Source organism: Phenylobacterium sp. (assembly GCF_036563285.1).
In the GTDB taxonomy this organism is placed as follows: Bacteria; Pseudomonadota; Alphaproteobacteria; order Caulobacterales; family Caulobacteraceae; genus Phenylobacterium.
Genome location: NZ_DATCMR010000011.1, coordinates 1,168,738 through 1,183,303, shown reverse-complemented (window position 1 = coordinate 1,183,303; position 14,566 = coordinate 1,168,738). Strand labels below are relative to the sequence as shown.

Here is a 14,566-nt window from a genome sequence, read left to right as displayed (position 1 = left end):
TCAACCGTCCCGCCAGCAGCGCACGTCGGTCCCCGGCCAGGGCGTGGCTTCGAAGACCCCGCGGGCGACGGCGCGGGCCAGGCAGTCGGCGGCGAGCCCGCCCAGCTGCGCCACCGCGTAGTCTGCCATATCGCCGAGCGGCCGGCGGCCGGTGGAGATCGCGAACACCACGTCCCCGTCGAAGGGCGCGTGGACCGGCCGGATGGCGCGGGCGAGGCCATCCTGAGCCATCACGGCCAGCCGTCTGGCTTGGGCCGGGGTGAGCGCCGCGTCGGTGGCCACGCAGGCAATGGTGGTGTTGCGCCCGCCGGCCGGGGCCTTCGACAGGCCCCAGTCCTCGGCGCCTGCGATCAGGCCGGCCGAGCCCAGAGCGCCGAACTCGCCGCCGATTTCGTACGGCGCGGCCCAGAAGGTGCGGCCGTCCGGCGCCACCACCGAACCCCAGGAGTTCACCGCCGCGATGGCGCCCACGGTGAAGCCGTCGCTGCTGACGAAGGACGCCGAGCCGACGCCGCCCTTCAGGGCGCCGGCCATGGCGCCAAAGCCCGCGCCGGCGGTTCCGAGCTGGAATTCATCGCCGGCGGCGTCGACAGCCGCGCGGCCCAGTTCGCGATGCGGCGGGGTCTCGCCCCAGGCCTTGTCGCCACCGTTGGCCATGTCGAACAGGATCGCGCCCGGAACCACCGGCGACGGGGGCACATCGGGCAAGGTCGCCAGCTTGTAGCCCCGGCCCCGCGCGCCCAGCCAGGCGACCACGCCGTCGGCGGCCGCCAGGCCGTAGACCGAGCCGCCGGAGAGGGCGACCGCGTCCACCGCCTCCACCAGGTTCTCGGGCGCGAGCGCATCGGTCTCTCGCGTGCCGGGCGCTCCGCCGCGCACGTCGCAGGCGCAGACGGCGCGGTCGTCGGGCAGGATCACGGTCACCCCGGTCCGCGCCGCGGCGGCCTGCGCCTGGCCCACCTTCAGGCCCGGAACGTCAGTGATCAGGTTGCGCGGGCCGGGGCCCGACCTTGACCGCGAGGTTTGCATGAGGAAGTGAGGTCGCACGCCTGGGCGTTGGTTGTCCACGCGCCCAGATTCCAAGGTGACGCCTTGCTCCGCCTGAAGTCCCTCGCCGCCGCGGCCCTCGCGGCCCTGCTCACCGCCTGCGCCTCCCAGGCGGATGCGCCCGCGCCGCCGCCGGCCGCCGCTGCGGCGGCGGACGTCGCACCCCGCGCCATGGTCGCCGCCGCCAATCCCATGGCGGTGGAGGCCGGGCTGAAGGTCCTGCGCGAGGGCGGCTCGGCGGTGGACGCGGCGGTGGCCGTGCAGGCGGTGCTGGGCCTCGTCGAGCCGCAGAGCTCCGGTCTCGGCGGCGGCGCCTTCATGACCTACTACGACGCCAGGGCCCGCTCGGTGACCGCCTACGACGGGCGCGAGATGGCGCCAGCCGCCGCGACACCGGAGATGTTCCTGGGGGCCGACGGCCGCCCGCTCGGGCGCGGCGCGGCGATCCTGTCCGGCCGCTCCACCGGCGTGCCGGGCGCGGTGGCGATGCTGGCGATGGCCCACGCCGACCACGGCAAGCGGCCGTGGAACACCCTCTTCGCCGACGCCGAGCGGCTGGCCGACCAGGGCTTCACCGTGCCGCGGCGCATGGGCGAGGCCGCCAACTCGCGCGCCCCGCAGGCCCAGGCCCCGGACGCGGTGCGCTACTTCACCAAGGCGGACGGGACGAAGATCAGGCCGGGCGACAGCTTCCGCAATCCGGCCTACGCGGCGACGGTGCGCAAGATCGCCGCCGAGGGCCCGAAGGCCATCCTCGAAGGGTCCATCGCCGAAGCCATCGTCGCCCGGCTGCACGAGGAGCCCCTGCCCGGTTCGATGACGCTGGCGGACCTCAAGGCCTACAAACCGCGCAAGGGCCCGGCGCTCTGCCGGCCGTACAGGGTCTACATCGTCTGCACGCCGAGCGCGCCGTCCGGCGGGCCGGCGGTGCTGCAGGGCCTCGGGATCCTGCAGCGCACGGCCATCGACAAGCATCCGAACGACGCCGAGGGCTGGTACCTGTTCAGCCAGGCGAGCCGGCTGATGTACGTCGACCGCGACCGCTACATCGGCGACCCGGCCTTCGTGGAGGTGCCCGTCGAGGGCCTGCTGGAGCCGGCCTACCTCGACGCCCGCGCCAAGCTGATCGGGCCGGTGGCCGGTCCGCCGCCCCAGGCGGGCGTGCCGCGCGGCGCGCCGGCCCGCGGCGCCGACGCCACCCGCGAGGTGAGCGGCACCAGCCACTTCGTCATCGTCGACGCCCAGGGCAACGCGCTCTCCATCACCACGACTGTGGAGAGCGTCTTCGGCTCGGGGCGGATGGTGGCCGGCTTCTTCCTCAACAATCAGCTCACCGACTTCTCCTTCTCGCCGCGCGACCCGCAGGGGCGGCTGGTGGCCAATGCGGTGGCCGGCGGCAAGCGGCCGCGCTCGTCCATGGCGCCGGCCATCGTGCTGGACCGGCAAGGCCGGTTCGTCGCGGCGGTGGGCTCGCCCGGCGGCCCGTCCATCCTCGGCTACAACCTGAAGGCCCTGGTGGGCGTGCTGGACTGGAAGCTGCCCATGCAGCAGGCGGTGGCCCTGCCAAACCTGGTGGCCAGTGGCCAGTTCTACGGCTCCGAGCTCGACAAGTACCCGCCCGGGGTCGTCGAGGGCCTAGCCGCCAAGGGGGTCAAGCTCACGCAGGGCGCGGGCGCGGAGGGCTCCGGCCTGCACGGGGTGGAACGCGTCCGCGGGGGCTATCGCGGCGGCGCCGATCCGCGGCGGGAGGGCGTTGCGCGGGGGTTCTAGCCCGACGATTCTAACCGCCGGGGGAGAGACGAGGGACCGGGACTGATGACCGAAACCACCTTCTCGGGGCAGCCAACGCCCCAGCTCGGCGCCGGCCTGCGCGCCGCGCGCAGGATGGGCGGCAACATCATCCTGAGGCGCTGGGCGGGCTGCTGGATCGACTTCCTGGCGATGGCCCTTCTGTTCATCGTGCCGTTCCTGGTGTTCCCCGACCCCGCGCCTGACCCGGTGGTGATCGCCGCCGTCGTGGCGGTCATCGCCTACTTCCCGGTGACGGAGGGGCTCTGGGGCCGCACGTTGGGCAAGCTCATCACTGGAACCGTGGTGGTCGACGCCTCAGGCGCGAAACCAAACTTCGGCGCCATCATCGTGCGCACCCTGACCCGGCTGATCGAGGCCAATCCCTTCTTCATCGGCGCCTTGCCGGCCGGCGTCATCGCGCTCTGCACCAAGCACCACCAGCGGCTGGGCGACGTACTGGCGCGCACCTACGTGGTGCCCGTGAAGCTGCTGGGGGAGGCCCGCACGAGCATGTCGCGCGCGGAGGTCGAGGTCTTCGACTAGGCCGAGCTCTTCGCCGGGCGCCTGCGGGCCGAGGTCTTGGACGGCGCGCCGGGCAGCCGCAGCTCGAACACCGCGCCCTTGGGGGTGCTCTGCGCCAGCATCAGGTCCCCACCGTGCGCCTGGGCGAGCTCGCGGGCGATGGCTAAGCCGAGGCCCACGCCATCCGGCCGGCCCGACCCGGCGAAGGGCTGGAACAGCCGCTCGCGCAGGCGCTCGGGGATGCCCGGGCCGTTGTCGGCGACCCGGATGACGCTCATGCCGCCCTCCTGCTTCAGCCACACGCGTATGCGGCCGGGGTCGGTGCGGACCTCCTGGTGTTCGATGGCCTCGCGGGCGTTGCGCAGCAGGTTCACCAGGATGCGGTGCAGCTGGTCGGGGTCGGCCCGGACCTGGTCGGCCTTGGCCACCTCGCAGGTCAGCTTCACCCCGCCCTGGCCGCCGAGCCGGGCCTCCTCGGCCGCCATCTCGATGGCGCCGGCCAGCGGGACCTCGCGCGGCTCCGGCGCGGTCTCCTCGGTCTTGCCGTAGGTCAGCACCTCGGTGGCAAGCTTCACGGCCCGGTCGAGGGCCCGCTCTAGCCTAGGAAGGGCCTGACTCACCTTGGGGTCCTTCAGGGCCGCGAGCCGCTCCGAGGCGATCTGGGCCGACGTGAGCATGTTCTTCAGGTCGTGGTTGATCTTGGCCACGGCCTCGCCGAGCGCGGCCAGCCGGGCGCGGGAGTTCAGCGCGGCGCGCAGGTCGGCCTGCATGCGTCCCAGCTCCGCCTCGGCGCGGCCGATCTCGTCGCGACGGCCCGAGGGCTCGACCGTCGCCTCCGGGTCTTCCGGGTCGGCGCGAAAGCGCTCCATGGCATAGGTGATCCGCTGCATCGGACGCACCAGGAAGTAGGCCAGCGTCAGGTAGACCATCAGGCCCGCTATGGTGGAGACGAAGGCCACGATCAGCACCAGTCGCCGCAACTGCTCGGCGAGCGCGCTCTTCAGCTCCGTGTCACGGGCGACGAACTCGACAAAGTCGGCCTGCCGGAAGCGCGGCTCGGCCATCACCCGCATCCGCCGGCCCTCGGGTCCGAACAGGGTCTGGAACGGGGCGGAGAAGCCGAGGCCGGGGGCCCGGCTCCTCAGGTCGATCAGGTAAGGCGCCTGTTCGGTGCGCGGGCCTGAGAAGACCAGGCTGCGGATGCCGTCGCGCGAGATCGACACGATCTCCACCCCCGCGCCTTCCAGGAGCTGGGTCTTCAGCTGCTCGGAGACCACGCGGTCGGGCGCGACCTCTGGGGCGAGCGAGGCCAGTTCGGCGGCGCGGACCTGGTCCAGCAGCCACTGCTTCTCGAAGGCGAGGAGCGCCGGCGGGATGGCCAGCCCGCCGCCGAAGGCGACGAACAGGATCGTCAGGATCAGCAGGCGCGCGGAAAGGCCGCCCGGCCAGTAGAAGCGGGGCCGCTCCGGCCTCGGGGGCTCCTGTGGCGTGGGCGCGTCCGCCATCGTCCTTTCCGGTTCTCCTCCCAAGCTAGGGCGCCCAGCCCGCACGCCAAGGTCAAGCCTAGGCAGGGACTGATTTATTTTGCGCCTACGGCGTCTCGCAGGGCGCGGAAACCGTCCGCCTTCAACCGTTGCGCCAGGTCGCGCTTGATCCTGGTCACGAGGCCCGGCCCTTCGAAGACCAACGCCGAATAGAGCTGTACGGCCTGCGCACCGGCCCGGATTTTCGCATACGCCTCGGCTCCCGAGCCGATCCCACCGACGCCTACCAGCGCCAGCCGGCCGGCAGCCGCGTCGGCAAACCGACGCAGCACCGCGGTGGAGAGCTCGAACAGGGGGGCGCCGGAGAGCCCGCCCGTCTGGCCATGGAAGCTGGACCTCAGCCATGGCCGCGACACTGTCGTGTTCGACACCATGATGCCGGCAAGCCCATGCGCCACCACCGTCTCGGTGATGGTCTCCACCTCCCCCTCCTCCAGATCGGGGGCGACCTTGAGGAACATGGGGACGCGGCCCTCGGGCGGGAGGCTGTCGCGCGCTTCCGCGAGGCGGCCCAGCAGCTCCTCGAGGGCAGCCCTGGTCTGCAGGGCGCGCAGGCCCGGCGTGTTGGGGGAGGAGATGTTGATGGTGAAGTAGGACGCCATGCCCCAGAGCCGGCGCAGGCACGTCACGTAGTCGCCGATGCGGTCCTCGGCGTCCTTGTTGGCCCCGATGTTCGCGCCGATGACGCCGGGGCCGCGGCGGGTCAAGCGGGCGGCGAAGGGATCTAGCCCGTCATTATTGAAGCCCATGCGGTTGATCACCGCCCGGTCCTCGGTGAGGCGGAACAGCCTCGGCCGCGGGTTGCCCGCCTGGGACTTCGGCGTGACGGTGCCGCACTCCACGAAGCCGAAGCCCGCCTTGAGCATCGGCCCGAATACCTCGGCGTTCTTGTCGAAGCCGGGGGCGAGGCCCACCGGATTGGGGAGCTTCAGGCCGGCGACCTCGGTCGCCAGGATCGCAGGGTCGCGGCCGCCGCGCGGCCCGAGGCCCGCCTTCAGACCCTTGATGGCCATGCCGTGGGCATCCTCGGGATCGAGGCCGCGCAGGGCGCGGGTGGCGAGGCCGTGCAGCACGCTCACGACAGGGCCGCGAGCCGAGGCACGCCGTCGTCGCCCAGCGGCGCCTCGGTGACGTTCAGCACGCGCGCCGCATCGAGGGCTCCATAGAGGTGCGGGAACAGGTCGCCGCCCCGCGAGGGCTCCCACTTGAGCTCAGGCCCGAGGTCGTCGGCCTCCACCTCCAGCACCACCAGGTCGAGATGACCCGCAAAGTGCCGCCGCGCGGTCTCCTGCGCCTGGTCGGCGGTGGAGAAGTGGATGAAGCCGTCGGCCAGGTCGATCGCCGAGCCCTCGAAGCGGCCGGAGGCGCGCGCCGCCTCCCATGCCCCCCGCGGCAGGATCTTGTAGATGCGGCTCAATCCTGCCGCTCCGGGAAGAACAGGCCGTCGAAGGCGGGCTTGCCGGCGTTGTCGATGATGAAGACGGCCGCGGCCGCCGGCGGGAAGTCGCGCTGCGCGCGGGCCACCAGGGAGGGCGGAGCGCCCCCTTCCATGAGCAGCCGCACGGCCAGCTCCTGCAGGCCGGGATTGTGCGCCACCACCATCACCGTCCCATGGCCGCGCCCCGCCGACTCCGCCGCCTGCCGGATGGAGCCGGAATCGGCATGATAGAGGTCGTCGTCGAAGCGCACCTGCGCGCCGGGGAAGGCCGGCTCCGCCGCCGCCCAGGTCTCCCGCGTCCGCGCGGACGGTGACACCAGCGCCAGGTCCGGCTTCAGCCCCAGGTCCGCCAGGCTCTCCCCCATGGCCGCCGATTCCCGCTGGCCGCGCGGCGCCAGCCGGCGGTCGAAATCGTCGCCGCTCTCGGACTCCGGCAACGCCCTGCCGTGCCGGAAGAGGATGAGACGGTGCATGCAGACTCCACGTGGGCGGAGCGTCGTCATAGCGGGACGCGCGCCGGCTGCGAAGCCATTGACACCCAAAGCCCTTGCGGGTCCAACGCCCGCATGGACGACGGCGCGGCCCAGGCGATCGCATCCGGCGGCGGGACCATGAAATTCCCGGCGAACAAGCCCCTGCGCCTGGAGTCCGGCGGCAGCCTGCCCGGGCTGGAGGTCGCCTACAAAACCTACGGCGTCCTGAACGCGCAGAAGTCCAACGCCATCCTGGTCTGCCACGCCCTGACCGGCGACCAGCACGCCGCCTCACCCCATCCGGTGACCGGTAAGCCGGGCTGGTGGGACCGGGTGATCGGGCCGGGCCTGCCGCTCGACCCTCAGCGCTACTTCATCATCTGTTCCAACGTCATCGGCGGGTGCATGGGCTCCACCGGGCCGGGCTCGCTGAACCCGAAGACCGGCGAGCCTTACGGCCTGGCGTTCCCGGTGATCACCATCGGCGACATGGTCCGCGCCCAGGCCATGCTGGTGGAGGCGCTGGGGATCGAGACCCTGTTCGCCGTGGTCGGGGGGTCGATGGGCGGCATGCAGGTGCTGCAGTGGGCGGCCGACTATCCGGAGAAGCTGTTCAGCGCGATCTGCATCGCCGCGGCGGCGCGCCACTCGGCCCAGAACATCGCCTTCCACGAGGTGGGGCGCCAGGCGATCATGGCCGATCCCGACTGGCGCAGCGGGGAATACGAAAAGCACCGCGTGCGGCCGGAGAAGGGCCTGGCGGTCGCGCGCATGGCCGCGCACATCACCTACCTGTCCGAACAAGCCCTGCAGCGGAAGTTCGGCCGCGAGCTGCAGCGCGACGGCCTCTCCTGGGGCTTCGACGCCGACTTCCAGGTCGAGAGCTACCTACGACACCAGGGGGCGAGCTTCGTCGACCGGTTCGACGCCAACTCCTACCTCTACATCACCCGCGCGCTGGACTACTTCGACCTCGGCGCGAAACACGGCGGCGTGCTGACCGAGGCCTTCGCCCGGGCGCGCGCGGTGCGCTTCTGCATCCTCTCCTTCTCCTCCGACTGGCTCTATCCGACGCCGGAAAGCCGCGACATCGTCCGCGCGCTCAATGCGGCCGGCTGCCGGGCCAGCTTCGCGGAGATCGAGAGCGACAAGGGTCACGACGCCTTCTTCCTCGACGAACCCGAGCTCGACCGCATCCTGCGGGGCTTCCTGGGCGCCAACGCACAGGCCCGGGGGCTGGCGTGAGCGCCACACGCGAGGACTTCCGCGAGATCCTTCGGCTGGTGCGGCCCGGCGCGCGGGTGCTCGACGTGGGCTGCGGCGAGGGCGAGTTGCTGGAGCTGCTCACCCGCGAGAAGCGCATCGACGGCCAGGGGCTGGAGATCAGCCAGGCGGGCGTCGCCGCCTGCCTGGCCAAGGGGCTGGCGGTGGTGCAGGGCGACGGGGACCGCGACCTGGACTACTTCCCTGCCCGCTCGTTCGATTATGCGATCCTGTCGAAGACCCTGCAGCAGATGCGGGACCCGCGGCACGTGCTCTCGGACCTGCTGCGCATCGCCGAGCAGGCGATCGTCTCGGTCCCCAACTTCGGCCACTGGCGGATGCGCATGTTCCTGCTCGCCCGTGGCCGGATGCCGGAGACCCGCGCGCTGCCCGACCCCTGGTGGCGGACGGCGAACATCCACCTGTGCACCCTGCGCGACTTCACCGACCTGTGCCGTGACCTGGACCTGCGGATCGACGCCTGCTCGGCCCTGACCACGGGCAAGCCCGCCCGGCCGATGAACCCGGACGGCGTGCTGGAGAACTGGCGGGCGGAGACGGGGATCTTCCTGCTCAGCCGCAGGGCCGCCGGCGCGCCGGAGGCGGTGCCGCAGAACCTGTTCGGGGAGGTGGAGCTGCCGAAGCCGGAGGCGGAAGCCGACGCCCCGAAGCCGAAGCGCAAGCGGAAGGCGAAGGCCGAAACCTCGGGCGAGCTCTTCTAGTCGGCTAGCCCGCGATGGCCTGGGCGTCGCGGTCGCCGGTGCGGATGCGCAGGGCCTGCTCGAGGTCGAGGACGAAGACCTTGCCGTCGCCGATCTTGCCGGTGTTGGCGGTGCGCGCCACGGCCTCCACCACCGCCTCGGCGATGTCGGAGGGCACGGCGATCTCCAGCTTCACCTTCGGGAGCAGCTTCACCTCGTATTCGGCGCCCCGGTAGACCTCGGTCTTGCCCCGCTGGCGGCCATAGCCGCGCACCTCGGTGACAGTGAGGCCGGAGGCGCCGGCTTCCGTCACGGCGTCGAGCACCGCGTCGAGGCGGCTGGGCTTGATGACCGCGACGATCATCTTCATGGGCCAGGGTCTCCGAAGGGCTGAGCGGACGTCTGGTGGCGAAGCTAAGGCTTTCGCGCCTTGGCTCCAAGGGGCGCCCGAATGGCGGCCCCGGACGCCGGCGCCAGCACGGGCCGGGCCGCGCGCACCCGCTGGGCCTTGGGCTTCACGGCGAAGGTCTGTTTCACCGCCTCCATGAGCAGCAGCCCCGCGAAGCCCGGCCAGACGCGGGAGCCGGCCTGCTCGAAGCCTTCGGCCCAGCCGGCGAGCCAGGTGAGCGGCGGCACATAGAGGGCGCGGGTGTAGCCGGAGGGCTCCAGCTCGGCCTCGCGCAGCAGCTCGGCGAGCTGGCGGCGGCTGTAGGGTCGGCCGTGGCCGAAGGGGGTCTTCTCGGCATCGGTCCACATGCCGTTGCGGGCGGCCACCACCACGATCACGCGGCCCGAGGGGGCGAGCACACGCCAGACCTCGCGCAGCAGGGCGACAGCGTCCGGCGCCTCCTCGATGGCGTGGACCAGCAGGATGCGGTCGAACAGGGCGTTGGCGAACGGCAGGGCGTCCTCACAGGCGAGCGTCGCCAGGTTCCTTTGGCCGCCGGGCCAGACCTCCACGCCCTGCTGGGCCGGCATGGCGGCCACCACCCGGCGGGCGGCGGCCTGCAGGTGGGTGACGAAGGGGGTGGCGTAGCCCAGCGCCAGCACGTCCTGGGCATGGGCGTCGCCCCAGGCCTCCAGGACCTTGCGGCCCACCATCTCGCGGGCCGCGCGGCCGAGGCCGGAGGCGTAGAACTGTCGGAGCTCGAGGACGTCGCGGCGCATCGTGGTCGGGACTATGCTCGACTTGGTCTTGCCGCCAAACTAAGGCTGACGGGCCGGAGACCTCTACCCATGCCGCTTACCGTCCACCAGTTCCCCTGCCTCTCGGACAACTACGGCTTCCTGGCGCGGGACGAGGCGACCGGACTGGCGGCTTGCATCGACACGCCCGAGGCCGGCGCCATCCTGCGGGAGCTGGACAAGCTCGGCTGGAAGCTGGCGCTGATCCTCAACACCCACTGGCACCCGGACCACGCCGGCGGCAACGAGGAGATCAAGAAGGCCACCGGCTGCACCGTGGTCGGCCCGGCCGAGGTGACCCGGCTCAGCCCGATCGACCGCGAGGTGCGCGGCGGCGACCACGTGATGCTGGGCGAGACCCGCTTCGAGGTGCTGGAGAGCGGCGGCCACACCCTGGGGCACATCGCCTACTACGACGCCGACGACGGGGTGGCCTTCGTGGGCGACACCCTGTTCGCGCTGGGCTGCGGGCGGCTGTTCGAGGGCAAGCCGGACCAGATGTGGGCGAGCCTGCAGCGGCTGGCGGCGCTCCCGGACGACACCCGGGTCTACTGCGCCCACGAATACACCGCCTCCAATGCCCGCTTCGCGCTATCGGTGGACGACGATCCGGCGCTGGTGCGCCGCGCCGACGAGATCTTCGCCGCCCGCGAGCGCGGCGAGCCCACCGTGCCCACCACCATCGGCCTGGAGAAGGCCACCAACCCCTTCCTGCGCGCGCCGCTGCTGGCCGGCCGGGTGGGCGCATCGGGCAAGGCCGACTACGAGGCCTTCGCCGCGGTCCGCGCCGCCAAGGACATGTTCAAGGGCTAGATGCCGCGCATCGTCTACTTCGCCTTCCCCGGGGGCGTGCAGGGTGGGGTGAAGATGATCCTGCGGCACGTCGAGACCCTGCGCGAGCTGGGCTTCGACGCGGTCTGCTACCTGGGAGCCGGCAACAGGCCGCCGGACTGGTTCGAGCATCGCGCCCCAATCGAGGTGGGCGCGCCGGTGCGGCCCGACGACATCCTGGTCTTCCCCGACGATGCGCACGAGGCGCTGAAGGTGGCCGCGACAGCCCCGTCGCGGACGATCGTGTTTTCGCAGAACCCCTACTACTTCGCCGCCGTGGGTTTCGAGGCGCTGGAGCGCTTTCCGCCAGAGCGGCTGCCGGTGTTCATCGCGGTGGGCCAGCAGCTGGCGGCCTTCGTCCGCCGGGCGTTTCCGCAGGCGCGCGTGGAGGTGGTCCCCTGCTTCGCCGACGAGCGGGTCTTCCGGCCGGGCTGCGAGAAGCGCGACGTCGTCGCCTATGCCCCGCGCAAGCGGCCGCTGGAGGCCGACGCGATCCGCGGCATGTTCCGCCGGCTGCATCCCGAGCATGCGGGCCTGGGCTGGACGCGGGTGCAGGACGCCACGGAGCGGCAGGTGGCCGACGCGTTCGGCGGCGCGCGGCTGTTCCTGAGCCTCAGCCGGCTGGAGTCGGTGGGCATGACGCCGCTGGAAGCCATGGCGGCGGGCTGCGTCTGCGCCGGGTTCGTGGGGGTCGGAGGGCGGGAGTACGCCACCGACGACAACGGCTTCTGGGCGCCGGACGAGGACTGCGAGGCCGCCGCCGACGCCCTGGCGCGGGCGGCCGACCTAGTGCGGACCGGCGGGCAGGGGCTGGCGCACGTGATCGAGGCGGGGCGGGAGACCGCCAGGCGCTGGTCGTACGCCGCCTTCCGGGCGCGGCTGGAGGAGGTCTGGAGCCGGCTCGCGCCCGAGGCGCGGACGCTCTAGGGGGTCTGGGCGACGCGGACGATCCGCTCGGAGGAGGGGCGGCCGGCCAGCCCCTGTTGCGGGGCCACGGTGATCATCAGCGTCCCGTTCTCCATGGCGGCGGCAGGCCGGCGCCCCTCCGTCAGGCGGACCTTCATGATCCGGTTCAGGAAGCCCCGCATGCGCGGCTGGCGGCCCATCCGGGTCATGGCCTCGCTGGTGACCATGGCCGCGTCGGCCAGCAGGGCGGAGGAGGCGGGCGTCGCCTCCGCCTCGAAGGGGATCAGCCGGCGCGCCGCGCGGCTGGCCCGCGCGCTGGCCTGCAGCAGGCGCTCGCCCAGGGTCTGGGGCCCGATGGGCGGCAACCGGATCGGAGCGCCGTTGCCGGTGGGCGCGGCCGCGGCGCCTTCGGGTCGGTCGGGCGTGAAGACCGTGACGCCGCCGAGGCGCGTCGCCCGCAGCACTGGCTCTCCGACGTCGTTCTTGTAGATCACGTCCCCGCGCGGGGCGGGCTGAGGATGCAGGGCCCAGATCTCGGAGCTGCCCTCGAACCGCAGCAGCGGCCGCGGCTGGGTGCGGTCGAGGATGAAGGAGCGACCGTCCTCGGCGACGTAGCGGGCGACCGGCGGGGCGGTGAACTGGCGGCCTTCCGACGGGCGCTTGCGGAACAGGCCTTCGCGCAGGCTCCCCGGGGCGGCGTCGGCAGGCAAGGCGACGCCCACGGCGCCGGCGCAGAGCGCCGCGGCTAGGATCGCCCTGCAATACGCCGAAGCTTGGCCTGTCATGACTCCCGACGAGATGCGGGTGGACTGGGGCGCTTTTTGGACGCCGCCGGGACGCATCACGCCATATATTGCCCGCCGTTCAGCGAGAGCGTCGAGCCGGTCACGTAGCCGGCATGCTCGCCAGCCAGGAAGGCCACCATGTCGGCGATCTCGTCGCCGCGGCCCAGTCGGCCCACCGGAATCTGCGCCACGATGCTCTCCAGCACCTTCTCCGGCACCGCCTGCACCATCTCGGTGTCGATGTAGCCCGGGGCGATGGCGTTGACCGTGATACCCTTCTTGGCGTTTTCGAGCGCCAGGGCCTTGGTGAAGCCGATCAGGCCGGCCTTGGCGGCGGAGTAGTTGGTCTGGCCGATCTGGCCCTTTTGGCCGTTGATCGACGAGATGTTGATGATCCGGCCCCATTCGCGCTCGCGCATGCCCTCGATGACCTGGCGGGTCATGTTGAACAGGCTGTCCATGTTCACGCGGATAACGTCCGACCACTGCTCCGGGCTCATGCGGTGGAAGACCCCGTCGCGGGTGATGCCGGCATTGTTGACCAGCACGTCGATGGGGCCGAGCTCGGCGGCGACGGCTTCGGCGGCCCGGCGGCAGTCCTCGAAGACCCCGACGTTTCCCTTCACGACCATCACGCCGAGCTCCCTGGCGCAGGCCTCGGCCGCGGCGTCGTTGCCGGAATAGCCGGCCGCCACCTTCATCCCATCGGAGCAGAGCCGCTCGACGATCGCCCGGCCGATGCCGCGCGTGCCGCCCGTGACGAAAGCCACCCTCGCCATCCAAAGCCTCCCTATGAACGGCGCCGGTTGGCCCGGCGCTCGCAACTCAAGCTCAGACCTGCTCGACGCACATGGCCACGCCCATGCCACCGCCGACGCAGAGCGTCGCCAGGCCCTTGGACGCGCCGGAACGCTTCATCTCGTGCAGCAGGGTGGTCAGGATCCGGGCGCCGGACGCGCCGATCGGATGGCCGATGGCGATCGCCCCGCCGTTGACGTTGACCTTCGCCGGATCGAGGCCGAGGTCACGAACCACGCAGATCGACTGCGCCGCGAAGGCCTCGTTGGATTCCACGAGGTCGAGCTCGCCGACGCTCCAGCCGGCCTTCTCCAGCGCCTTTCGGCTGGCAGGGATCGGGCCGGTGCCCATGATCTCGGGCTCCACGCCGGCGTGCGCCCAGGAGGCGATGCGGGCGAGGGGCTTCAGGCCGCGCTTGTTGGCCTCCTCGGCGCTCATCAGCACCAGGGCGGCGGCGCCGTCGTTGATGCCCGAGGCGTTGGCCGCGGTGACCGAGCCTTCCTTGTTGAAGGCCGGCTTCAGGCCGGAGACGCTCTCGAGGGTAGCCCCGTGGCGGATGTACTCGTCCTGGTCGACGACGGTGTCGCCCTTGCGGCCCTTGATGGTCACGGGGACGATCTCGTCGGCGAACTTGCCGGACTTCTGGGCCGCCTCGGCCTTGTTCTGGGAGGCGACGGCGAACGCGTCCTGGTCGCCGCGGGTGATCTGCCAGCGGGCCGCGATGTTCTCGGCGGTCTGGCCCATGTGGTAGCCGTGGAAGGCGTCCCACAGGCCGTCCTTGATCATGGTGTCGACGAAGCCGAAGTCGCCCATCTTCTGGCCGTTGCGGATGTTCGCCGCGTGCGGCGACTGGCTCATGCTCTCCTGGCCCCCCGCCACCACGATCTCGGCGGAGCCGTCCTTGATCTGCTGGGCGGCGAGCGCCACGGCGCGCAGGCCCGAGCCGCAGAGCTGGTTGAGGCTCCAGGCGGGGCTCTCCACCGGGATGCCGGCGTTGACGGCGGCCTGACGCGCAGGGCCCTGGCCGGCGCCGGCCTGCAGCACCTGGCCCATGATCACCTCGTCAACGTCGGCGGCCGCGATTCCGGCCCGCTCGACGGCCGCCTGGATGGCCACGCGGCCCAGCTCGTGGGCGGGCAGGCTCGAAAGCGCGCCGTTGAACGAGCCCACGGGGGTGCGGGCGGCGGAAACGATGACGATGTCGCTCATGCGGCGGCTCCTCGAAGGGACTATGGGCGGCCCGGCTCCTCTATGGGCCCCGGACGCCGCGTCCGGCAAGGCG

Annotated in this window: 16 protein-coding genes; 6 read left to right on the top strand and 10 right to left on the bottom strand. The window is 72.0% G+C overall.

Translation table 11 applies throughout. The annotated features are described in order from the left end of the window. Positions 1–1,029, bottom strand: a complete 1,029-nt coding sequence (locus tag VIL76_RS16650) for a P1 family peptidase (RefSeq protein ID WP_332046155.1) — start codon at positions 1,027–1,029, stop codon at positions 1–3. Positions 1,030–1,092: 63 nt separating this feature from the next. Between VIL76_RS16650 and VIL76_RS16645 the strand changes: the two genes are divergently transcribed. Both VIL76_RS16645 and VIL76_RS16640 read left to right on the top strand, forming a co-directional pair. After that, entirely contained in the window at positions 1,093–2,817 is a 1,725-nt protein-coding gene (locus VIL76_RS16645) for a gamma-glutamyltransferase family protein (RefSeq protein ID WP_332046154.1), read from the top strand. A gap of 45 nt (positions 2,818–2,862) precedes the next feature. Beyond that, positions 2,863–3,381: an RDD family protein gene (locus VIL76_RS16640; protein ID WP_332046153.1), complete on the top strand. Its 519-nt coding sequence runs from the start codon at positions 2,863–2,865 to the stop codon at positions 3,379–3,381. Here VIL76_RS16640 and VIL76_RS16635 read toward each other — a convergent pair. From VIL76_RS16635 to VIL76_RS16620, 4 genes are all read right to left on the bottom strand, one after another. Continuing rightward, complete coding sequence (locus VIL76_RS16635) at positions 3,378–4,865, bottom strand: HAMP domain-containing sensor histidine kinase (protein ID WP_332046152.1); 1,488 nt, start codon at positions 4,863–4,865, stop codon at positions 3,378–3,380. The two genes, VIL76_RS16640 and VIL76_RS16635, sit on opposite strands and share 4 nt — an antisense overlap. 74 nt (positions 4,866–4,939) lie before the next feature. Continuing rightward, positions 4,940–5,983 carry a quinone-dependent dihydroorotate dehydrogenase gene (locus tag VIL76_RS16630; protein ID WP_332046151.1) on the bottom strand — a complete coding sequence of 348 codons (1,044 nt, stop codon included), beginning with the start codon at positions 5,981–5,983 and terminating at the stop codon, positions 4,940–4,942. Continuing rightward, complete coding sequence (locus tag VIL76_RS16625) at positions 5,980–6,321, bottom strand: DUF952 domain-containing protein (protein WP_332046150.1); 342 nt, start codon at positions 6,319–6,321, stop codon at positions 5,980–5,982. Before VIL76_RS16625 ends, VIL76_RS16630 begins: the two co-directional genes overlap by 4 nt. Further along, positions 6,318–6,815: a SixA phosphatase family protein gene (locus VIL76_RS16620; protein WP_332046149.1), complete on the bottom strand. Its 498-nt coding sequence runs from the start codon at positions 6,813–6,815 to the stop codon at positions 6,318–6,320. Before VIL76_RS16620 ends, VIL76_RS16625 begins: the two co-directional genes overlap by 4 nt. A 93-nt stretch (positions 6,816–6,908) precedes the next feature. Between VIL76_RS16620 and metX the strand changes: the two genes are divergently transcribed. After that, positions 6,909–8,060: a homoserine O-acetyltransferase MetX gene (gene metX / locus VIL76_RS16615; protein WP_332046148.1), complete on the top strand. Its 1,152-nt coding sequence runs from the start codon at positions 6,909–6,911 to the stop codon at positions 8,058–8,060. Further along, on the top strand, positions 8,057–8,800 hold the full coding sequence (gene metW / locus VIL76_RS16610) for a methionine biosynthesis protein MetW (protein ID WP_332046147.1): 744 nt from the start codon (positions 8,057–8,059) through the stop codon (positions 8,798–8,800). The genes metX and metW overlap by 4 nt, the downstream gene beginning before the upstream one ends. Positions 8,801–8,804: 4 nt before the next feature. On the opposite strand, the gene VIL76_RS16605 is transcribed toward metW, so the two are convergent. Continuing rightward, positions 8,805–9,149, bottom strand: a complete 345-nt coding sequence (locus VIL76_RS16605) for a P-II family nitrogen regulator (RefSeq protein ID WP_332046146.1) — start codon at positions 9,147–9,149, stop codon at positions 8,805–8,807. Between the two features lie 44 nt (positions 9,150–9,193). Next, entirely contained in the window at positions 9,194–9,946 is a 753-nt protein-coding gene (locus tag VIL76_RS16600; protein ID WP_332046145.1) for a class I SAM-dependent methyltransferase, read from the bottom strand. A 69-nt stretch (positions 9,947–10,015) separates the two neighbouring features. Between VIL76_RS16600 and gloB the strand changes: the two genes are divergently transcribed. After that, on the top strand, positions 10,016–10,777 hold the full coding sequence (gene gloB, locus VIL76_RS16595; RefSeq protein WP_332046144.1) for a hydroxyacylglutathione hydrolase: 762 nt from the start codon (positions 10,016–10,018) through the stop codon (positions 10,775–10,777). After that, complete coding sequence (locus tag VIL76_RS16590) at positions 10,778–11,722, top strand: glycosyltransferase (protein WP_332046143.1); 945 nt, start codon at positions 10,778–10,780, stop codon at positions 11,720–11,722. Here the strand turns inward: VIL76_RS16590 and VIL76_RS16585 are convergent. The 3 genes from VIL76_RS16585 to VIL76_RS16575 are packed head-to-tail and all read right to left on the bottom strand — an operon-like array spanning position 11,719 to position 14,493. Next, positions 11,719–12,486, bottom strand: coding sequence for a DUF4908 domain-containing protein (locus VIL76_RS16585; protein ID WP_332046142.1), 768 nt, complete (start codon positions 12,484–12,486; stop codon positions 11,719–11,721). The genes VIL76_RS16590 and VIL76_RS16585 overlap by 4 nt on opposite strands. A 56-nt stretch (positions 12,487–12,542) precedes the next feature. Further along, complete coding sequence (locus VIL76_RS16580) at positions 12,543–13,265, bottom strand: beta-ketoacyl-ACP reductase (protein ID WP_332046141.1); 723 nt, start codon at positions 13,263–13,265, stop codon at positions 12,543–12,545. A 52-nt stretch (positions 13,266–13,317) separates the two neighbouring features. Beyond that, complete coding sequence (locus tag VIL76_RS16575; protein ID WP_332046140.1) at positions 13,318–14,493, bottom strand: acetyl-CoA C-acetyltransferase; 1,176 nt, start codon at positions 14,491–14,493, stop codon at positions 13,318–13,320. Positions 14,494–14,566: the final 73 nt, after the last annotated feature.

Bases quoted from the DNA above. Each gene is read 5' to 3' on its own strand.
- VIL76_RS16650 (WP_332046155.1), bottom strand. From the start codon at position 1,029: ATGCAAACCTCGCGGTCAAGGTCGGGCCCCGGCCCGCGCAACCTGATC.
- VIL76_RS16640 (WP_332046153.1), top strand. From the start codon at position 2,863: ATGACCGAAACCACCTTCTCGGGGCAGCCAACGCCCCAGCTCGGCGCC.
- VIL76_RS16635 (WP_332046152.1), bottom strand. From the start codon at position 4,865: ATGGCGGACGCGCCCACGCCACAGGAGCCCCCGAGGCCGGAGCGGCCC.
- VIL76_RS16620 (WP_332046149.1), bottom strand. From the start codon at position 6,815: ATGCACCGTCTCATCCTCTTCCGGCACGGCAGGGCGTTGCCGGAGTCC.
- metX (WP_332046148.1), top strand. From the start codon at position 6,909: ATGGACGACGGCGCGGCCCAGGCGATCGCATCCGGCGGCGGGACCATG.
- VIL76_RS16605 (WP_332046146.1), bottom strand. From the start codon at position 9,149: ATGAAGATGATCGTCGCGGTCATCAAGCCCAGCCGCCTCGACGCGGTG.
- VIL76_RS16600 (WP_332046145.1), bottom strand. From the start codon at position 9,946: ATGCGCCGCGACGTCCTCGAGCTCCGACAGTTCTACGCCTCCGGCCTC.
- gloB (WP_332046144.1), top strand. From the start codon at position 10,016: ATGCCGCTTACCGTCCACCAGTTCCCCTGCCTCTCGGACAACTACGGC.
- VIL76_RS16590 (WP_332046143.1), top strand. From the start codon at position 10,778: ATGCCGCGCATCGTCTACTTCGCCTTCCCCGGGGGCGTGCAGGGTGGG.
- VIL76_RS16585 (WP_332046142.1), bottom strand. From the start codon at position 12,486: ATGACAGGCCAAGCTTCGGCGTATTGCAGGGCGATCCTAGCCGCGGCG.
- VIL76_RS16580 (WP_332046141.1), bottom strand. From the start codon at position 13,265: ATGGCGAGGGTGGCTTTCGTCACGGGCGGCACGCGCGGCATCGGCCGG.
- VIL76_RS16575 (WP_332046140.1), bottom strand. From the start codon at position 14,493: ATGAGCGACATCGTCATCGTTTCCGCCGCCCGCACCCCCGTGGGCTCG.